A 19,090-nucleotide genomic window follows, 5' to 3' on the forward strand; every position below is an offset into this window, starting at 1 on the left:
AAGTGGCGTGCCCGGCGCCGGGGCGCGCGGCCTTCCGTCCCCAAGGGAAATCTTCAGTACCAAGAACGATTCTTGGTATCATTCCCATCGAAATTCGCCTGGCCCTGCGCGCATGTCCAATCCCCTGCAAATCCTTTGTGAAGACCACTATGACTGGCTCTGCCAATGGTGGCGGCGGCGTCTCGACCATGGCGACGAGGCGGCGGATCTGGCGCACGACACCATTCTGCGCATATTGCGCAAGCCCGATGAGGTCTCCGGACTGAGGCAGCCGCGCGCTTATCTGACGACCATCGCGCGGGGGCTGCTCAATGACCATTGGCGCCGCCGCTCGCTCGAGCGCGCGTGGCTCGAAGCGGTCGCCGCGCTGCCTTTCGAAGTGGACGCCTCGCCCGAGAGCCTGCTGGCGGTGCAACAGGCGCTCCAGCAACTGGACCGCCTGCTGTCGGGCCTGGCGCCGCAGGCGCGCGAGGTATTCGTGCTGTCGCAACTGGAAGGCCTGTCCTACGCGCAGATTGCCGCCAGGACCGGGCTGAGCGACCGCACCGTGAAGCGCTACATGGCCCAGGGCTTCGAAATCTGCCTGACCTTGATGGAGCAATGACCGGCCGTGGCTACCCAGGGATCCGCGCCGCTCGACACCGCCGTCATCCGCGAGGCCGCGCGCTGGCTGGTGCGGCTGCATTCCGGCGAGGCAGGGCCCGAAGACCATGCCGCCTTCGAGCGCTGGCGCCGCACTAGCCCCGAGCGCGAGCTTGCATGGCAGCGCGCGCAGCGCCTGAGCCAGCAGTTCGGCGCCGTTCCGCCCACGCTGGGCGTGCCCTTGCTCACCCGCCAGAGGCGGGTCAACCGGCGCGCCGCGATCCGGACGCTGGCCCTGCTTGGCGTCGCGCTGCCCGCCGCGTGGCTGGGCTACCGCCAGGTGGCGCGGCCGGGCGGGGCCGAAGACTACCGCACGGCGGTGGGGGAAAACCGCGATCTGGTGCTGGCCGATGGCAGCCAGGTGCTCCTCAATACGGACACCGGCGTCGATGTCGTCTATTCAGAGGCCTCCCGGCTGCTGTACCTGCGCGGCGGCGAAATCTACGTCCGGACGGCGGCCGACCGCCAGGGCAGGGCCAGGCCTTTCCTCATCGAAACGCCGCAGGGCCGGCTGCGGGCGCTGGGCACCCGGTTCGTGGTACGCCAATGGAATGACGGCGAAGCGATGACCTCGCTGTCCGTCCTGGAACACAGCGTCGAGGTCAGCCTGCGTGCCGGCGGCGCGCCGCGCCTCGTCAACGCCGGGGAGTCCCTGCGTTTTACCGCCAGCGCGTTCCAGTCCCGCCGGCCCGCCAGCCAGGACGCTCCCGGCTGGACCCGCGGCGTCATCGAGGCCAGCAACCAGCGCCTGGACGCCTTCCTGGACGATCTGTCGCGCTACCGGCCGGGCGTGATCCGCTGCGACCCCGCGGTGGCCGGCTTGCGCGTATCGGGCGTGTTCCGCCTGGACGATACCGATGCCGTGCTGGCCATCGTGGCCGAGACGCTGGGCGTGCGCGTGGTGTCGCGGACCCGCTATTGGGTCACGGTGACCGCCCGGGCGTCCTGAACCGCCGGGCGGGCAGCCAGCCATGGGCGGCAAGTTGCATTTGCTTTCAATTAAACCTGTCCTTGCCTGTCCCTTTTGCCCGGGTCCATCCGGCATACCGCGCATCGATGATCCGAAAGGGATGTGTAACGTGGGACCGCAATATCAACTCCGACTGCGCGGCGCCGCCGCCGCGCCGCGCCTGCTGGCCCTGACCCTGGCGCTGGCCGCCGCCTTCGCCGCCGCGCCGCCCGTGCTGGCGCAGACCGCCCAACAGGCTGCCGCGCGCGCCTATCGCATTCCGGCGGGGCCGCTGGAACCGGCGCTGGCCGACTTTGCCAAGGCCGCCGGCATTACCGTGTCGTTCCGGCCCGAGGACGCGGCGGGGCTCAGCACCCAGGGGCTGCAAGGCAGCTACGAGGCGGGCGCCGGACTGGATCGGCTGCTGAGCGGCACCGGCCTGACGGCCGTGCCGCAGCCCGGGCAGGGCTACGTGCTGCGCGGCGCCGCGGCGGCGCGCCCGGCCACCGCCGCCGGGTCCGGCACCCTGGAGGCGATCCAGGTCAGCGGCGACTGGCTGGGCACGGGCCTGGAGAACAGCGTGCAGACTTTCGGCGGCGCGCGCACGCTGCTGCGGCGGGAAGACATCGCCAACAGCGGCGCGACCAGCATCGCCGACGTGCTGCGCCGCGTTCCCGGTGTGCAGATCAGCGGCAGCACCAGCGCCACCGGCAGCTCGGTCGGCCTGCACGTGGGCATCCGCGGCCTGAATCCGCGCAATTCCTTCCGCACCACGATGCTGCTCGACGGCATTCCGATGGCCATGGCGCCTTACGGCCAGCCCAATCTGGTGATGTCCCCGACCAGCCTGGGCAACATCGAATCGATCGACGTGGTGCGCGGCGGCGGCGCGGTGCGCTACGGCCCGCAGAACGTCGGGGGCGTGATCAATTTCAAGACGCGCCCGATCCCGAACACCGGCGATCTGACGGCCGACGCCTCGGCCCGCTACAACGTCTTCAGCCAGGGCGGCACCAACACGCAGTACACGGCCTTCCTGGGCACGCAGTTCGAAAACAGCCTGGGCGTGGCCCTGATGTACTCGGGCATGAACGGCGAGCAGTGGCGCGACGGCAGCCACGACCGCTACAACGACGTGGCGCTGAAATGGCGCTACGAACTCACGCCGACCTCCGAAATCTACGGCAAGTTCTCTCATTACGACGTCAAATCCATGACGCCCGGCGGCCTGTCGGTGGCCCAGTACCAGGACGACCCGTTCCAGAACACCCATCCCACCGACTACTGGAAAGGGCAGCGCGACCAGGTCGACGTCGGCTATCTGAACTCGATTTCGGATACGCAGGAGTTCGAGGCGCGCGTCTACCACTACGACAGCTCCCGCAAAAGCTCGCTCATCAACACCGCCACCGGACGCAACGATTACCAGCCGCGCAACAACCAGGTCCTGGGCATCGAGCCGCGCTACACGCAGCGCGTCGAGTGGGGGCCGACCACGCACGACGTGACCGTGGGCTACCGCTACATCCACGAGACCGGGCAGGACAAGCGCTACTCCGAATCGCTTCTGACCGGCCTGCGGACCGGCGCCGCCCAGACCTTCGACAACGAGACCGAGGCGCACTCCATCTATCTGGACGACCGCATCGCCTACGGCAACTGGCGCGTGACGCCGGGCATACGCTATGAACGCATACGCAGCGACCGCCAGCCCAACGGCACGGCCGACGACTCCGCGTTCCACGTGCGCAACAGCCGGGGCCTGCCGTCGCTGAACATCGCCTACCTGGTCAACGACGCGCTGACGCTCTACACCAACTACAGCACCTCGTTCGGCGCCGTGCAGTACACCCAGTTGAACTCTATGTCGGCGTCCAATCCGCTGAGTCCGGAAGTGGCCAAGACCCTGGAGGCCGGCGTGCGCTATTCGGGCGAGCAGGTGCATACCGAATTCACCGCGTTCAACCTGAAGTTCGACAACCAGATCCTGTCCGTCCCGGGCACCAATCCGGCGGTCTTCCGGAACCTGGGCGCGACCACCCACAACGGCGTCGAATTCGCGATCGACTACGACTTCGACAAGTCCGGCCCGCTGGCCGGCCTGAACGTCTACGCCAACTACACCTACGTGCGCGCCATCCAGAAATCCGGCGAATTCGAGGGCAACGACGTGCCGTTCTACTCGCGCCAGACCGGCACGCTGGGCGGGCGCTACACCCTGCGCAACTGGGCCTTCAATCTGTACACCACGGCGCAAAGCGGCCAGTATTCCGACACGGCCAATACCGAGCGCGAGTCCGCCGACGCCGGCAATGGCCGCGTGCCGGGCTTCAGCGTCTGGAACGCCCAGCTCAGCTACCGGCTGCCCGAGTGGAAGGGCAGCGAACTGGCCCTGGGCGTCAACAACCTGTTCGACCGCCGCTACTACACCCGCAACGTCGACACCAACGGCGGACGGATGGTCGGCGCGCCGCGCATGATCTACGTGCAGGCCCGCCTGGCGTACTGACCGGACGATCATGCCGCGCCGTCTGTGGTTGTTCTGCCATCGCTGGATCGCGCTGGGCCTGGGCGGGATCCTGATCCTGTCCGGCCTGACCGGCGCGCTGCTGGCGGTCGCGCGGCCCCTGGACCAATGGCTGCACCCGGCGTACTTCGTGGCGCGCCACGCGCCGGCGCAGGGCGCCGCGCCGCTGGAATCGCTGCGCAGCCGCCTGGCCGCGGAGTTCGGGGCGGACGCCGCGATCACCTTCCGGCCGCCGCGAAAGGCGGGCGAGACCCTGCAGGCGAGGGTGCGCGGCGCCTGGAGCGGCATCGTCTTCCTGGATCCGGCGACGGGCGAGGAACAGGGCCGCCGCGGCGACGACGAAGGTTTCGTCGCCGCGCTCTTCAGCCTGCACAGCGCCCTGATGCTCGACAAGGCCGGCAAGGCGGTGCTGGCCTGGGCGGCGCTGGCGTATGCCGGCTTGTGCGTGTCGGGCCTGGTCGTCTGGTGGCCCCGCAAGTGGCCGCCTTCGCTGCGCATGGCGTTCGGCAAAGGCGCCTTGCGCGCGCTGTTCGACGTGCACCGCAATGGGGGCGCCGTCCTCGCGCTGGCGCTTGCCGTCAGCATCGCCACCGGCGCCTACCTGGCGTGGCGTCCGATCGGCGACTGGATCACCTACGCGCTGGGCCATACGCGCGTGGTCGCGCCGGCGCTGCCGCCGGGCGGCGGGCCGATCCGGCCGCTGGACGAACTCGCGGCCGCGGCGCTGGCGGCGCAGCCCGGCGCCACGATCGGGTACTTGCTCTATACCCCGCGCACCGACCGTCCGATGGCCGTGCGCCTGCGCGTGCCCGGCGATCCGCATCCCAACGGACGCACCACCGTCTGGCTGGACCCCCGCAGCGCCGCCGTGATCGCCGTCCATCGCTGGGACGAGCTCGACCCCGGCGCCAGGGTGAACTCCGTCCTCTATCCGCTGCACACGGGCGAATTGGGCGGCGCCGTGGGCGAGGCGATCGTTGCGCTGCTGGGGCTGGCGCTGGGCGCGCTGGGCATCAGCGGGATATGGCTGTGGTGGCGCAGGCGGCCGGTCCGGCGGATCGCCGATCGCGGCGCCGGCCGGCGGGCGCGCTGAATCCAGCGCCGGCGCTCGAGGCGCTGGCGTTCGGAACCCGATTTCGGATAAATTCGTCGGGAACGCATGGGCGCGCATCGCCCCGGGCTGCCATGCGCCACCATCCAGGGCGGAAAGCCCTGTCAGGAGCAGTGGGTGAATCCACGCCAATCAGCCGATATTGCCCGCATTCTGCTCATCATCGTCATCCTTGCGGGGCTGATGATAGGCAGTCTCTACATCCTGCGGCCGTTCCTGCCCGGCCTGATCTGGGCAAGCACCATCGTCGTCGCCACCTGGCCGGTGCTGCTGGCGATACAGCGCCGTTGCGGCGGACGCCGCTGGATCGCCACCATCGCCATGCTGTTCCTCCTGCTGTTCGTCATCGTGCTGCCTCTGTACCAGGCCATCGCCACGCTGGCGCTGCACAGCGGGGCGATCATGGACACCATCAAAAGCCTGCCCGACTACACGCTGCTGGCGCCGCCCGGCTGGATCCGCAGCATCCCGCTGGTGGGTCCGCGGATCGCAACCGAATGGCAGACGCTGTCGGACGCCGGGGCGGGCGGGCTGCTGGCGCGGCTGGAACCCTATATCACCGGCGCCGCGCGCTGGCTGCTGGGCCATGCCGCCATCGTCGGCGTGTTCGTCATGCACATGCTGATCACCGTCATCATCGCCGGCATCCTCTACTTCAAGGGAGACGTGGCCGCCGACTTCGTGCTGCGCTTCTTCAACCGGCTGGCCGGGCAGCGCGGCATGTCCGCGGTCCGGCTGGCGGGGATGGCGATCCGCGCCGTGGCGCTGGGCATCGTGGTCACGGCGGTCGTGCAGTCCGCGCTGGGCGGCATCGGCCTGTGGATCGCCGGCGTGCCGGCGGCCGGCATCCTGACCGCGCTGATGGTCATGCTGTGCCTGGCGCAACTGGGCCCGCTCCTGCCCATGCTGGGCGGCGTGGCCTGGCTGTTCCAGAACGACATGAAACTGGCGGCCGCGGTGCTGCTGGTCTGGGCGCTGGTGGTCGGGACCCTGGACAACCTGCTGCGGCCGATGCTGATCAAGCGCGGCGTGAACCTGTCGCTGCTGCTGATCCTGGCAGGCGTGCTGGGCGGCATGTTCGCCTTCGGCATCGTGGGGCTCTTCATCGGCCCGGTGATCCTGGCCGTGACCCAGACGCTGCTCAAGGCCTGGATCGACGAGGCGCCCGCGCCGGTTCCCGTGGAAGCGGAGACGCCGGACCAAGGCCCATGAATTATGATGCGTTACTTTCAGGCAACACCCCCCGGCAACACCCCATGACGCTGCACCCGTTCGTTTGCGCTCTTTCCTATCCACACCGGCCCGCGGGGCCCTCGCCCAAGGCGGCGCGGCGATGAGCGAAAGCGTGCGCCTGGCCAAGCGCGTGGCCGCGGACCTGTCCTGCTCGCGGGGCGACGCCGAACGCTATATAGAGGGCGGCTGGATCGCCGTGGACGGCGCAAAGGTGGAAGAGCCCGGATACCGGGTCGCGCCGGGCCAGGCCGTCAGCCTCCTGCCGGGCGCGCGCCTGGAAGAGGCGCGCCCCGTCACCATTCTGGTGCACAAGCCCGCCGGCTTGTACGCCAATGACGAACCGGGTTCCGCCCGCGACCTGATCGTGCCCGGGAACCTGATGCCAGGCGACAGGTCCGGCCAGCGCTACCTGAAGCGCATGTTCAACGGCCTGCGGCTGGCGACTCCCCTGGAGCGCGCCGCCAGCGGGCTGCTGGTCTATACGCAGGAATATCCCGTGGCCCGCAAGCTGGTGGAAGAGGGCCGCCACGTCGAACAGGAATACGTCGCCCAGGTCTCGGGCCGCCTGGAAGAGGGCGATCTGGCGCGCCTGCAGCGCGGCCTGGCCTACGAGGGCCGCGCCGCCGTTCCCATGAAGGTCAGTTGGCAGAACGAAACCCATCTGCGCTTCGCCTTGAAGACGCCGGCGCCGGGATTCATCGAATACGTGTGCGAGACCGCCGGCCTGCGCTTGCAGGCGCTGCGGCGCATCCGCATCGGGCGCCTGCCCATGGCGGGCCTGGCGGCGGGGCAATGGCGCTACCGCCTGCCCTACGAACGGTTCTGAGAGGCGGGAATGACGATGTCGGACTCGCGCGGTGGCCTGGACCGGAACCTGGACGGCGGACGCAGGGGCTTCCTCATCGGCGCGGGCCTGCTGGGGCTGTCCTCCGCCGTGCTGGGCGGATGCGCCAGCCGCGCGCCGGTTGCCCCGCGGCAGCCGGCGGCGCCGGTCCGGCCCGCGCCCCCGGTTTCCCACGCCGGCGCCGCCGCGTCGGCGGTGCCCGCGCTGAAGCCGGGCGCCCGCGTCGCCATCGTGGCGCCGGCATCCGCCGCGCCGGACGCCAGCGATCTCGCCGCCGAATGGCTGGAAGCGCGCGGTTTCGCGGCGCAGGTCATGCCCGCCTCGCGCGCGCGGCTGGACGCCCCCTACGATTACCTGGCGGGCACCGACGCCGAACGGCTCGACGACCTGCACGCGGCCTTCGCCTCGCCGGACATCGGTGCGGTGTGGTGCCTGCAAGGCGGTTTCGGCTCGTGGCGCCTGCTGGACAGGCTCGACTTCAGCCTGTTGCGCCGCCACCCCAAGCCCTTCATCGGCTACAGCGACATCACCGCGCTGCACCTGGCCATGCAGCGGCACGCCGGCTTCGTCACCTTCCACGGCCCAATGCTGGCGCAGGACCTGCTGGCCGGCAAACGCGAGCCCACCGAATCGCACTTGCTGGCCATGGTCGGCGGCCAAGTGGGGCAGGGGGCGTGGATCGACCCGCCGCCGGACGCCAGCGCCACCGAACTCGTGCCGGGAACCGCGACCGGGCGGCTGATCGGCGGCAACCTGGCGCTGATCGCCGCGCTGATCGGCTCACCCAACGAAATCGACACCCGCGACGCCATCCTCTTCATCGAAGACGTCAACGAAGCGCTGCCCCGGGTCGACCGGCTGCTGAGCCAACTGGCCGCCGCGGGCAAATTCGACGGCCTGAAGGGCGTGCTGGTCGGCAACTTCACGCGCATCCTTGGCGTGCAAATGGATGACGCGCAGGCCCAGGGCATGCTGTACCCGCTGATCCTGGACCAATTCCGGGCGCGCGGGATCCCGGTGCTGGCCGGCTGGCCCAGCGGCCACGGCAATCCGAACCTGACCCTGCCGCTGGGCGCCCGCGTCACCCTGGATACGGGGCGCGGCGCACTGCGCCTGGAACAGGCGGTGACGGTGTAAGGCAAAATCCCTAAAATGCTCCATTAATGGCGCAAAATATATGGATGTGACTCATTAATGAGTCATGCCTAGAACAGCCCTTGACTCATTTATCGTGCAATTTCTGCTGTAAAGCACTATTATTGAGTCATGAAAAAGAAGCTCGAACCCAGTTTCGACGCCGCTGAAGCGCTCGCGCGGATCGGCGCCAACATCCGCACCGCCCGGCTGCGCCGCGCCGAGACGGAGTCCACGCTGGCCAGCCGCATGGGCGTGTCCCGCGCCACCATCGCCCGCCTGGAACGCGGCGACGGCGGCGTGTCGCTGACGCTCGCCCTGGAAGCCTTGCTCCAGTACGGGTTCGCGGACCAGGTCTTCGCGCTGGGCGACCCCGACCAGGACGGCGTCGGCAAGCGGCTCGACGCGGTGCGCCGGCCCAGCCGCGGCAGCGCCGGCGCGCTGCATTCGCATCGCGCCGATCCTTCCCGGCTATAGCCGCCGGCCCCGGACATGGCGCCCACCAGAAAGCGCAAATCGGTCGAGAGCGAACTGTTCGTCTACATCGACATCCGCGGCGAGGCGGTGCTGGCCGGCGTCCTGACGCTGGACGACTCGGACGAGAACCATTTTTTCGCTGAATTCACCTACGTGCAGTCCTACGCGGACGATCCGCGCGCCTTCGCGCTGGATCCGCTGAACCTGCCGCTGGTCGACGCCAGGACCACCTTCCGCACCGAGAGCCGCTACGAAACGCTGGGCGCGATCTTCGATGCGGCGCCCGACGCCTGGGGGCGCAACGTCATGCGCGTCGACAACGCCGGCGCCCGCATCACCGAAGACGAAGTCCTTCTCAAGGGCAGGGGCATGGGCGTGGGCGCGCTGTTCTTCAGCGCGCGGCAGCTCACGCCGAACATGCGCAAGACCTACCGCCTGCCCGAAATCGGCCAGTTGGAGTCGCTGGCCGACCTGCTGACCGACATCGACCAGGGCGTCAAGCCCAAGGGCCTGTACCGCGACATCCTGGGCAGTTCCTGGGACATCGGCGGAGCGCGCCCCAAGACCATCGTGCGCGACGACCAGGGCGAAATGTGGATCGCCAAGTTTCCGCGCAAGGGCGATTCCTATGACCGCCAGCGAGTCGAATACGCCAACCTGCAAATGGCCAAGGCCATCGGCCTGACCGTGCCGGACATCCGCCTGGCCGAAACGCACCTGGGGGCGGTCCTGCTGACGCACCGCTTCGACCGCGAACGGCTGCCCGCGGGGCAGGGCGCGGAGCCCGTCGTCGCGCGGCGCCATTTCCTGAGCGGGGCCGCGCTCATCAGCCCGTCCGTGCAGATCGGCAAGCGCGAACTGGACGGGCCGCGCGGCAAGGCCACGTATTCCTACGCCCGGCTGGCCGACGTCGCCCGCCGCGTGTCGTCGAACCCGGTGCAGGACCTGAAGGAACTGTACGCGCGCATGATCCTGAACGTCGCCGTCCACAATACCGACGACCACCTGAAGAACGTCGGCTTCCTGAAGGACGAGCGCGCGCATAGCTACCGGCTGTCTCCCTTGTTCGACGTGGTGACGCAGGAAGGCTCCGCCAGGCACTACCTGCATATCGGCGCGGCCGGCCGGGAAAGCTCGTTCCAGAACTGCCTGAGCGAGTACCGGCGCTTCGGCCTACGCTCCGAAGCCGCGGCCAGGGAAATACTCGAACACGTGCGCGCGGTGGTGGCGGAACGCCGGCGGTTCTACGACATGGCCGGCATGACGGCCGAAGAAATCGCCCACGTGGAAGCCTCGCTGATGGCGTGGCGCCACCACTAAAGCGCCCGCCAGCCCGCTACGCGCGCTTGGCCGACCAGTTGCCCTGGCCGGCGGCCTGGCCGCTCATCGTCCTGCCGTTTACGTGCCCCTGGTAGCGCACGCCGTTCACCGTGAACGCGATTTCGGTGCCGTTCAGCCGCGCGTCCGAGATCGGGACCGAACCCAGCCTGCCCGACAGTTTCTGGTAATGCTGGTCCAGTTGCAGCGTCTGCCCGCCCACGTCCCATTTGCCCTGCACTTTGGCGGGGACGATCCAGAGCAGCGCGGTGCAATAGGTGCTGCAATCCTGCGTGACGGTTTCCTCGGCGTCCGGCTCCCAGTCTCCCATGCGGAACGTGTTCGAGACCACGCGCGTGCCGGGCGCCAGCTCCAGCAGCCTGGGCCGCAGTTTTTCGTTGATCGTCGACAGCAGGAACATGGTGATGACGTCCGCCTTCGACAGGTCGGTGGCGAACAGGTCCGCCGTCACGAACGTGGCGCGGTCGCCGACGCCCGCGCGTTCCGCATTGCGGCGCGACAGTTCGACCAGGTCCGGGTTGTATTCAATGCCCTGGGCCCGCAGGCCGCGCTGCGCGGCCGTGATGACGGTGCGGCCGTCGCCCGAGCCCAGGTCCATCAGCCTGTCCTTGGGCGTGACCTTGGCCATGTCCAGCATTTTGTCCACCAGGGTCTGCGGGGTGGGCACCCAGATGACGTCCTTGCCGTCCTGGCCCACGTCGGGCACATATTCCTTCTTCTGTTCGGCGGTCTGCGCCGCCTTCGGCGCGGGCTGGGCGCTGGCGCCGAAGGCGCAGGCCAGGGCCAGCGCCATCGCCGAGGCCAGCATCGCCTGGCGGAACCGAAGCGCGCCTGTCCGGGCGCGGGCCGATGGGGAGGGGATCGCGATCTGCATGATGTAGGCTCCTTGCGTAGGGGGACTCGGAAGGCCGGCCGCCCGGAGACGCCGCGGCTACCGCCGCGCCGGGTCCGGCTTGAGCAGGCGCAGCATGGGCAGGCCCGCCGCCAGGACGGCCAGCCCGATCAGGGCGCCGGCTCCCGCGTAGACGGCGCTGGAATACACCAGGCCGGCGCACGCCAGCGCCAGCAGCGCGGGGGGAAGCGGGTAGAGGGGAACGCGGAAGGGCCGCGGGCGGTCGGGATCCAGGCGCCTCAGCCGCCACACCGATCCCGCGACCAGCAGCATGAATATCCAGAACACCGGCGCCGTATAGGCCACCATGGTCTGCACGCTGTTCTGGCTGAACGCGCCCAGCGCGACCAGGGCCAGGGTGATCGCGCCCTGGGCCAGCAGCGCGACGGCCGGCGTGTCGTTGCGCGCGCTCCAGGCCGCCAGCGGGCGCAGACGCGGAACGTCCCGGCCCAGCGCGCAATACACGCGGGCGCCGGTGATGATGGTTCCGTTGATGGTGCTGAGCGCCGTGGCGCAGATCGTCAAACTGAGCAGGGCGGCGGCGTAGGGGCCGGCCGCCAGTTGCATGACGTCCGCGCCCAGCGCGGGCGTATCGCGCAGCCCTTGCAGGCCGAAGATCTGGAGCAGCGCCAGGTTGATCAAGACATAGGCGCCCGTGACGATCGCGGTGCCGATCAGCAGCACCCGGCTCATGTTGCGCGCCGGCTCCCGCAATTCGCCGCTCAGGTAGGCCGCCTCGTTCCAGCCGCCGTAGGTCAGCAGCACGAACACCATGCCCATCCCCATCAGGCCGGCCGGATTGCCCGTCAGCGGCGTGGGCTCGCCGCCTCGCAGCGGGCTGCTTCCCGTGGCGGACAGGCTGGCGATCAGCACCGCCGCCAGCGCGGCCAGCGTCAGCATGGTGAACGTCCATTGCAGGCGCTTCGAATAGCGGGTGCCGGCCACGTTCAGCGCGGTCAGCGCCGCCACGGAGATCGCGGCGTGCAGGGCGGGGCCGTGCGTGCCCAACGGCGCCAGGCGCTGCGCATAATCGCCGTAGATAAAAGCGACCACCGCAATCGCGCCCGTCTGGATCACGGTGCAGCGCGCCCAGGCGAACATCAATCCCACGCGCTGGCCCCAGGCGCGCGTCAGATACAGGTATTCGCCGCCGGCGCCGGGATAGGCCGAGCCCAGTTCCCCGTAGCACAGCGCGCCGATCAGCATCACGAAGCCGCCCGCGCACCACAGCGCGATGTACGCCGCCTCGGATCCGGCGTGCTGCGCCACCAGGGGCGGAAAGCCGAAAATGCCGATGCCGATCACCACCCCGACCAGCACCATCGTCGCATCCATCACCGACAGGCCAGCCGGCGCCCGCCCCATCGCCGCGTCCGATGCGCCGTTCATCGTCCCGGGCTCCGCGCGCGCCGGGAAGCGCCGCCGGCCGGATGAGGCGCCCGCCGCGCCAGGAGCAAACGGATGGAACTCGCGGACGAACGCGCAGGAAACGGTGTCATCGGGGCTCCCGAGTAGGCGGCGGGGACGGGCGAGGGCGCCGCTCGGCCACGGCGCCTGACGCTCTCCTGAACATTTAAGCGACCGGCGCGACTCGGGAAAAGTTTCTTCGGGTTTTCCCGAAAAAATGCAGGAAGCCCCTGGCCCGGGTAAAGCTTCCTGCGTGAAACGACATTAAAAATACTCTATAACTTATTGATTTTAATAATTTTATTATCAATCTTAAAGTAAATTATTTAAAGTAATTTCTCAAAATAAAATCGGCCAAACAATTGGCTTATCGCAGGTGCCGGGCCACGCACGCCTCCCAGTCCGCGGGCAGGGAAATATCCCGAGGCGCGGCGCAAGCCGGTTTGCAGAGGTAGATGGCGCAGGCTACATAGCTGACGCTGGACAGCGCGAGGGTGATCATCGGCCGCGCCAAGGGCTGCGGGAATCCCCCCAGGAACCGCAGGGCGAAGTCCGGCTGCCCGGCGAGTCCCGCGGCCACCGAGTCGCGCAGCAGCCGCAATGTCACGCCATACAGCCAGGACGAGAATTTCGCACGGCCAAGCTCGCGATAGCTTTGCGCATGCCGCCCGAAGGCCTGCGCGAAGCCGGGATCGATGCGTTGCACGTGCGCTTCCAGCAGCCGTTCCAGTTCGCTGGAGTGCCGGTACACCAGATCGCGCAGCGGCACGTCGGTATCCGCTTGCGGCGTTGCGGATGAGGCGGGCGGGGCGGCACAATGGTTCGTCGGCGTCAGCATTTCCCGTCAGATTGCAGAATCTTCATCACCGGGGATTAGATCGTGCGGACGGGTACTTGTGAATCACTGAAACTGGGTATTTGCCTGCCGGGCCGGCGCCGGGCGCGGGGAAGGGAGCCCACCTCAACTCAGGAGCATCGACATGAAGCGTTTCCTACGCATGCATTTGGCGGGCCTGGCGCTGTCCGGGCTGGCGGCCGCGCCGATGGCGGCCATGGCGCATCACGGCTGGTCGTGGGCCGAGTCCGAGCAGATGACCTTGCAGGGCACGGTGCAGCAGGTCCAGATCGCGCCGCCTCATCCCTGGCTGGACGTCCGGACCGATGACGGGGTCTGGCGCGTCGAGCTGGGCAATCCCAACCAGACGAAAGAAGCGGGGTTCGTCGAAGGCTCCGCCAAGCCCGGCGATACGGTCACCGCCATCGGCAACCGGGACCGGGACTCGGCCAACAAGCACATGAAGGCCGTGCAGATCAAGGTGGGCGGCAAGACCTACGATATCTATCCCAGCCGCATCCAGAAGCCCTGAACCGCGGACCGCGACGATGCCCGACCTGCTGCGGCTCGCCCTGGAACAGCTCGAAGCCATGCCGCCCTCGATCTGGCTGCGGCGGTCGGGCACGCTGTACCTGCTGGTGAACGCCGCGCACATCGGGTCCATCGGCCTGCTGATCGGATCCATCGTGCCCCTGGACCTGCGCCTGCTGGGCCTGCTCAGGCCCGGCCCCCTGGCCGTGCTCGCGCCCGTGCTGGCGCGCACCGCCGCGGCCGGCCTGGCGCTGGCGGTGCTGACCGGCGCAATGCTGTTTGGCGTCCGCCCGCTGGAATACCTCCAGAACCCCGCGTTTCTCGTCAAGATGGGCCTGCTGGGCGCGGGCGCGCTCAACGCCTGGGCCGTGCGCCGCGGCCGGGCCTGGGCCCGGGTGCTGGACCAGGGCAGGGCCAGCGGCGCCATGCGCGCGCAGGCCGGCGCATCGCTGCTGCTGTGGCTGGGCTGCCTGGTGGCGGGGCGCTGGATCGGGTTCTTGTAAGGCCGGGACAGGCGGGGCGCCTCAAGCGGCGTCTTCGAGCGCCGCCTCGACCAGCGGCTTGGCCCAATCTGGCGTCCCCAGCGCATCCTGCAGCGAGGCGGGGAAAAGCACGCCGCAGTCCCGCAGATGAAGCACCAGCCGGGGCTCCGGTATCGCTTCGCCCAGCGCCGCTTCCAGGCTGTTGTCGTAGACGCGCAATTCGGCCAGGCGCGGCATCAGCGCCAGCAGGTTGCGCGCCGACGTCAGGCAGCGCTGGCGTATGCGGGGTTCGGGGATGTCATGGCCGCCTTGCGCAACGCGCTGGCGCACCCGGGCGATATGCTGCTCGGCGTCGCGCAATCCGCAGAACCAGATCAGGATGTCGTGGGAGGCCGATGCCGCAAGCAGCCGTTTCGTGATCGTATCGCCGCCCAAGGTGGTTTCGAACGCAAAAGACCTGCCTTTGTCTATCGCTTCGTCCAGGCGGCGCACCCCTTCGCCCCAGGCGGCGGCGTTTGCGTCCTCTTGTTGGTAGCCGAATTCCTGGACCAGCGCCCGCGCGAACGAATCCGGATTGAACCAGGTCGCGCCCTGCTGGGAGAGCAGGTAACCGCCGACCGAACTCTTGCCGGCGCCGTTGACGCCGGCCAGCACATAAATGACCGGCCGGGCCATCAGAACGTGGAACCCGCCTTGACCCGGCCGCCAAGCTGGCCAGGAGAGCGCATCGCCGAGCGCAGCGCGTCGCCCGCGGCGTCCTCGGCAAGCACGGCCAGCCGTTCATCGAAGCGGCGGCGCAATTCCACGAGAGGATCCGGCGATGCGTTCCTGGCCGCCTGCGCCGCTTCGACCAGGCGCGTGTATTCCGCCGTGGAAAGAATTACGGCCTCGGGCTGGTTGTGATTCGTGATGAGCAATTTGCCCTCGGCGGCAAGCGCGCGCATCATGCCGCGCCATCCGTCCTTTTTGACGGACGAAGCCGCCGCGACCGGTAGGGAAGCCAAGGGATAGGCGATATGGGCAGTCATGGCGATGCTCCAGGAAACAGTCGGGCCATTTTACCCAAATTTCCCACTTTGGCCAATTTCAGGGAATCAACTCGCCTCGGCCCGCGCGCGCTGCACGGCCGGCCGCGAGCCGACGCGCGCCAGATAGGCCGTCAGCTTGGGAAACTGCGCCATGTCGACGCCGTCGCCCTCCAGCCAGCTACCGACGGTGTACAGATAGCTGTCGGCCACGCTGTAGCGGTCGCCGGCCACCCACGGGCCGGCGATCTGCGATTCAAGGTAGGCGGCGCAGGCGGTCATGGCCTGCGGCACCTTCGCGCGCATGGCCTCGTGCGCGGCCGGGTCGTCCGCCCAGCGCGCGCCGCGCCGCTTGTGCGCATGCGCCACGTGGGCGGTGGAAGCCAGGTAGCTCGTCAGTTCCTGCATGCGGGCGAACGCAAAGGGGTCGTCCAGGGGCGCCAGGCCGGCCTCCGGGAAACGCTGCGCCACGAACGCGAGCAGCGCCGGGGTCTCGGTCAGCACGCCAAGCTCGGTCGCCAGCGCCGGCACGCGGCCCTTGGGATTGATGCGCAGGTATTCGGCGCTTTGCTGCTGCCCGGCGCTGAAGTCCAGCTTGACGAGGTCGAATTCGGCGCCTGCTTCGTGCAGCGCGATATGGGTGGCAAGCGCGCAGGTACCAGGGGCGGAGTAAAAGGTCCAACGGGACATCGGCATCCTCTTTCGGCATGGGGGTAGGGCAGCCATTATCCCCCGCCCTCGACGCGCCGGGCAATGAGCGCCGCGGCGATCCCGCGGCCGCGCAAGGCTATGATTGGGCCCTCGTTACTCAGCCCCGTCCCCCCGACATGCCGCGACAGCGCGTAAGAGACTTCCTGGAGCAGCGGCAGGTTGCCGTCTATTTTGGCGCGGTGGCGGCCGCGGCGGTCCTGGCCTGGCGCGTCCCGGCATCGGCGGCGCTGGCACCCGCCATCGACCCGCTGCTCGGCTTCATGCTGTTCGTGACCTTCCTGCAAGTGCCGCTGACCGAGCTTCGCCGGGCCATGGCCAACCTCCGGTTCCTGGCCGCGCTGCTGGTCTCGAACTTCATCGCCGTTCCGCTGCTGGTCGCATGCCTGCTGCCCTGGCTGCCCGGCGCGCCGCTGGCCAGGGCAGGCGTGCTGCTCGTGCTGCTGACGCCGTGCATCGACTACGTGGTGACGTTCGCACACCTTGGCCGGGCCGATGCGCGCCCGCTGCTCGCCGCGACCCCGATCCTGCTGGCCGCGCAGATGCTCCTGCTGCCTGTGTATCTGGGCGTCTTCCTCGGCGAGGAGGCCGCCGGCCTGGTCCACTGGGGCCCCTTCCTCCACGCGTTCATATGGCTCATCGCGGTGCCGTTGGCACTGGCGGCCATAGTCCAGGCCGCCGCCGCCCGAAGCAGGGCCATGGACACGGCGGCAAGCCTGCTCGGCCTCTTGCCCGTGCCCGCGACCGCGCTCGTGCTGTTCGTCGTCGTCGCGGCCGTCGGCCCCCGGCTTGGCCCGGCGTTCGAGGAGGTCAGGGCGGTCGCTCCGGTCTACCTCGCATTCGCGGTGCTTGCGCCGGCCATCGGCTGGGGAATCGGCCGCCTCTGGCGCCTGCCGGCGGACCAGGCAAGGGCCGTGGCGTTCAGCACGGCCACGCGGAACTCCCTGGTCGTCCTTCCGCTCGGCCTGGCGATCCCGGGCGCCGTGCCGCTGCTGCCGGCCGTCATCGTCGCGCAGACCCTGGTGGAACTGCTGAGCGAACTGATATACATACGCGTGCTGCCGAAGCTTGGCGGGCCGCGGCGGGCGGCGAATACGCGCGAATAGACAAGGCCGGAACCGCCCGCCGGGTTTATCCGGAAACCGGCCCGGTCCGGCGCTTGCGCGCGGTCAGCAGGAACCCGAGCAATCCAACCACCGGACCAGGAACGAGAATCCACACGGCGTCCAGGCCGACGCGCTCGAGCAATGCGGCCGTCAAGGCGATCGACACCACGGTGATCGCAAAGCCGATGGAGTTCTGGATGGCCAGGGCCGAGCCGACCAGATCCGGTGGGCAACTGCGGGCGGACAGGGCGGAGAACTGCGGCGAATCGGCAACCACCGCGGCCCCCCAGACCAGCATCAGCGCCAAGGTCGCGGCGGGGGGCAGTACCTGCCAGAACAGGGCGAAAATGCCGCCCGCCAGGCCGGAAATGAATAAGGCTCCCAGGGCCACCGCCGCGCTGTCGTAGCGCCGGGTCAGCATGCCGCCGGCTACGCACCCCAGCGCTCCGGCGGCAATGATGGCAAAGGAGATCCCCGGGACGCCCAAAGCCGGAAAAAGCACCGAGAGCCCGGTACGCGCCACCAGGACCGGCACCACGGTCCAGAATGCGTAAAGCTCCCACATATGGCCGAAGTAGCCCCAGGCGGCCGCGCGGAAGCCTCTGACCTTGAAGGCCGCCAGGACGCCCGATCCCGCGGCGGACGGCCGCTTCCCGTAATCGCGGCGCCTATCGCGTCCGGGCAGGAAAGGGCCGTCGCCAAGCGTATAGATGAGGATGCTGCCGATTACCGCGAGCGCGGAAGACGCAAGCACAATGGATTGCCAGGGCAGGTCGGCGCCCAGCTCGCGCAGAAGATGCGGCAGGGCGGTGCCGAGGGTGAGCATGGCGACCAGATGGGCGAGCGCCACGCCGGTCCGGCTTGGCTCCCAGCTTACGATCAGCTTCATGCCCAGCGGGTAAATGCCCGCCAGGGAAAGGCCGACAAAGAAACGGTATACCAGGGCCTCCGGCAACCCCTGGGCGATGAGCGCGAAACCAGCATTGAAAAGAGCGCCGACGACGGCGCTCAGCGCGAAGATCCGGCTGGCCGCATATCGGTCGGCCAGGCCGAAGAGCGCCATGATCAGGGTTCCGGTAATGAATCCGGCCTGAACGGCGCTTGTCAGCCAGCCGATGTCGGCCGCGGTGACATTCCACGCTTTTGCGAGATCCGCCGCCGCGCTATTCGCGCTGAACCATAGGGACGTCCCCAAAAGCTGGGCGATGGCGATGATGGTAGAAGGCCGCAACCAGCGGTCCGGCTCGCGGCGCGGTGCTCCTTGCGCCCGGGTGCCGGCATTGCCATTGTCGATATCGGTCATGCGGCGCCCGCCGGTTCTTTGTTGGCATCGTTCGGCGGAAGGTCGGTTTCGAATCGACGCAGCGCGCCCAGCATTCCCTCGCACGCATCCGCAACCTCCTGGCCTTTGTGCTTGAGGTGATCGGAGAAGAAGTTCTCGTGGTCGGAATGCGAGTGAAAGTGATGAGGGGTAAGAGACATCGAGAATACAGGAACATTCGTGTCGAGCTGAACCCGCATCAAGCCATCGACTACCGCTTGCGCCACGAATTCGTGGCGGTAAATGCCGCCATCGACGACCAGCGCGGCTCCGACGATAGCATCGTACCGGCCGGAAAGCGCCGCCCGCTTGGCCATAAGCGGAATCTCGAAAGCGCCGGGGACGTCGTAGGTGTCGATTCTGTTCAGCGGCCATCCATAGTGCGACATCCGCTCGTAGAAGGCCAGCCTCGCATGCGCCAGCAAGTCGGAATGCCAGCTCGACTGGATATAGGCGATGCGTCTTATCTGTGTCTTATTCCGCATAAGCGTAAATCCGCGGCGCCGCTCGTATCGATCGGCGCCGCGT

20 protein-coding genes are annotated in these 19,090 nt (G+C 68.5%); 12 read left to right on the forward strand and 8 right to left on the reverse strand.

Going from position 1 to position 19,090, the window contains the following annotated elements; all coding sequences use genetic code 11:
* Positions 1–112 precede the first annotated feature (112 nt).
* The 9 genes from AVE30378_RS00070 (at position 113) to AVE30378_RS00110 (ending at position 10,237) form a co-directional block, all read left to right on the forward strand.
* Positions 113–604 (forward strand): sigma-70 family RNA polymerase sigma factor, encoded by a 492-nt coding sequence (locus tag AVE30378_RS00070; protein ID WP_129238735.1) that lies wholly within the window; start codon positions 113–115, stop codon positions 602–604.
* 6 nt (positions 605–610) lie between these two features.
* Positions 611–1,591 carry a FecR domain-containing protein gene (locus tag AVE30378_RS00075; RefSeq protein WP_129238736.1) on the forward strand — a complete coding sequence of 327 codons (981 nt, stop codon included), beginning with the start codon at positions 611–613 and terminating at the stop codon, positions 1,589–1,591.
* A gap of 130 nt (positions 1,592–1,721) precedes the next feature.
* Positions 1,722–4,100, forward strand: a complete 2,379-nt coding sequence (locus tag AVE30378_RS00080) for a TonB-dependent siderophore receptor (RefSeq protein ID WP_244234931.1) — start codon at positions 1,722–1,724, stop codon at positions 4,098–4,100.
* A gap of 10 nt (positions 4,101–4,110) precedes the next feature.
* Positions 4,111–5,211: a PepSY-associated TM helix domain-containing protein gene (locus AVE30378_RS00085; RefSeq protein WP_129238738.1), complete on the forward strand. Its 1,101-nt coding sequence runs from the start codon at positions 4,111–4,113 to the stop codon at positions 5,209–5,211.
* Positions 5,212–5,346: 135 nt separating this feature from the next.
* On the forward strand, positions 5,347–6,441 hold the full coding sequence (gene ydiK, locus AVE30378_RS00090) for an AI-2E family transporter YdiK (RefSeq protein WP_244234932.1): 1,095 nt from the start codon (positions 5,347–5,349) through the stop codon (positions 6,439–6,441).
* Positions 6,442–6,562: 121 nt separating this feature from the next.
* Complete coding sequence (locus AVE30378_RS00095; protein WP_129238740.1) at positions 6,563–7,288, forward strand: RNA pseudouridine synthase; 726 nt, start codon at positions 6,563–6,565, stop codon at positions 7,286–7,288.
* A gap of 213 nt (positions 7,289–7,501) precedes the next feature.
* On the forward strand, positions 7,502–8,443 hold the full coding sequence (locus AVE30378_RS00100) for a S66 peptidase family protein (protein WP_129239034.1): 942 nt from the start codon (positions 7,502–7,504) through the stop codon (positions 8,441–8,443).
* A gap of 129 nt (positions 8,444–8,572) precedes the next feature.
* On the forward strand, positions 8,573–8,917 hold the full coding sequence (locus AVE30378_RS00105) for a helix-turn-helix transcriptional regulator (protein ID WP_129238741.1): 345 nt from the start codon (positions 8,573–8,575) through the stop codon (positions 8,915–8,917).
* A gap of 15 nt (positions 8,918–8,932) precedes the next feature.
* Positions 8,933–10,237: a type II toxin-antitoxin system HipA family toxin gene (locus AVE30378_RS00110; protein WP_129238742.1), complete on the forward strand. Its 1,305-nt coding sequence runs from the start codon at positions 8,933–8,935 to the stop codon at positions 10,235–10,237.
* A gap of 16 nt (positions 10,238–10,253) precedes the next feature.
* Here the strand turns inward: AVE30378_RS00110 and AVE30378_RS00115 are convergent, their stop codons facing one another.
* The 3 genes from AVE30378_RS00115 to AVE30378_RS00125 form a co-directional block, all read right to left on the reverse strand.
* Entirely contained in the window at positions 10,254–11,129 is an 876-nt protein-coding gene (locus tag AVE30378_RS00115) for an SAM-dependent methyltransferase (protein ID WP_129238743.1), read from the reverse strand.
* A 57-nt stretch (positions 11,130–11,186) separates the two neighbouring features.
* The gene (locus tag AVE30378_RS00120) at positions 11,187–12,536 is read right to left on the reverse strand and encodes an APC family permease (protein ID WP_129238744.1); all 1,350 of its coding nucleotides are present in this window, start codon (positions 12,534–12,536) and stop codon (positions 11,187–11,189) included.
* 385 nt (positions 12,537–12,921) lie between these two features.
* The gene (locus tag AVE30378_RS00125) at positions 12,922–13,323 is read right to left on the reverse strand and encodes a hypothetical protein (RefSeq protein ID WP_129238745.1); all 402 of its coding nucleotides are present in this window, start codon (positions 13,321–13,323) and stop codon (positions 12,922–12,924) included.
* A 211-nt stretch (positions 13,324–13,534) separates the two neighbouring features.
* Between AVE30378_RS00125 and AVE30378_RS00130 the strand changes: the two genes are divergently transcribed.
* On the forward strand, positions 13,535–13,921 hold the full coding sequence (locus AVE30378_RS00130) for a DUF6152 family protein (RefSeq protein WP_208742328.1): 387 nt from the start codon (positions 13,535–13,537) through the stop codon (positions 13,919–13,921).
* A 16-nt stretch (positions 13,922–13,937) separates the two neighbouring features.
* Positions 13,938–14,423: a DUF6644 family protein gene (locus AVE30378_RS00135; RefSeq protein WP_129238746.1), complete on the forward strand. Its 486-nt coding sequence runs from the start codon at positions 13,938–13,940 to the stop codon at positions 14,421–14,423.
* Positions 14,424–14,444: 21 nt separating this feature from the next.
* On the opposite strand, the gene AVE30378_RS00140 is transcribed toward AVE30378_RS00135, so the two are convergent.
* The 3 genes from AVE30378_RS00140 to AVE30378_RS00150 form a co-directional block, all read right to left on the reverse strand.
* A complete protein-coding gene (locus AVE30378_RS00140) occupies positions 14,445–15,077 on the reverse strand; it encodes an ATPase (protein ID WP_129238747.1) in 633 nt (210 codons plus the stop codon).
* Complete coding sequence (locus tag AVE30378_RS00145; RefSeq protein ID WP_129238748.1) at positions 15,077–15,430, reverse strand: type II toxin-antitoxin system prevent-host-death family antitoxin; 354 nt, start codon at positions 15,428–15,430, stop codon at positions 15,077–15,079. The genes AVE30378_RS00140 and AVE30378_RS00145 overlap by 1 nt, the downstream gene beginning before the upstream one ends.
* A gap of 66 nt (positions 15,431–15,496) precedes the next feature.
* Positions 15,497–16,117, reverse strand: a complete 621-nt coding sequence (locus AVE30378_RS00150) for a glutathione S-transferase family protein (protein ID WP_129238749.1) — start codon at positions 16,115–16,117, stop codon at positions 15,497–15,499.
* A 137-nt stretch (positions 16,118–16,254) separates the two neighbouring features.
* Here AVE30378_RS00150 and AVE30378_RS00155 point away from each other — a divergent pair, with 137 nt between their 5' ends.
* Positions 16,255–17,241, forward strand: a complete 987-nt coding sequence (locus AVE30378_RS00155) for an arsenic resistance protein (RefSeq protein WP_129238750.1) — start codon at positions 16,255–16,257, stop codon at positions 17,239–17,241.
* Positions 17,242–17,266: 25 nt separating this feature from the next.
* On the opposite strand, the gene AVE30378_RS00160 is transcribed toward AVE30378_RS00155, so the two are convergent.
* Positions 17,267–18,544, reverse strand: a complete 1,278-nt coding sequence (locus AVE30378_RS00160; protein WP_129238751.1) for an MFS transporter — start codon at positions 18,542–18,544, stop codon at positions 17,267–17,269.
* A complete protein-coding gene (locus AVE30378_RS00165) occupies positions 18,541–19,047 on the reverse strand; it encodes a 6,7-dimethyl-8-ribityllumazine synthase (RefSeq protein WP_129238752.1) in 507 nt (168 codons plus the stop codon). The genes AVE30378_RS00160 and AVE30378_RS00165 overlap by 4 nt, the downstream gene beginning before the upstream one ends.
* Positions 19,048–19,090: the final 43 nt, after the last annotated feature.

Origin of the sequence: Achromobacter veterisilvae, from assembly GCF_900496975.1 — a bacterium.
GTDB classification, from domain to species: domain Bacteria; phylum Pseudomonadota; class Gammaproteobacteria; order Burkholderiales; family Burkholderiaceae_B; genus Achromobacter; species Achromobacter veterisilvae.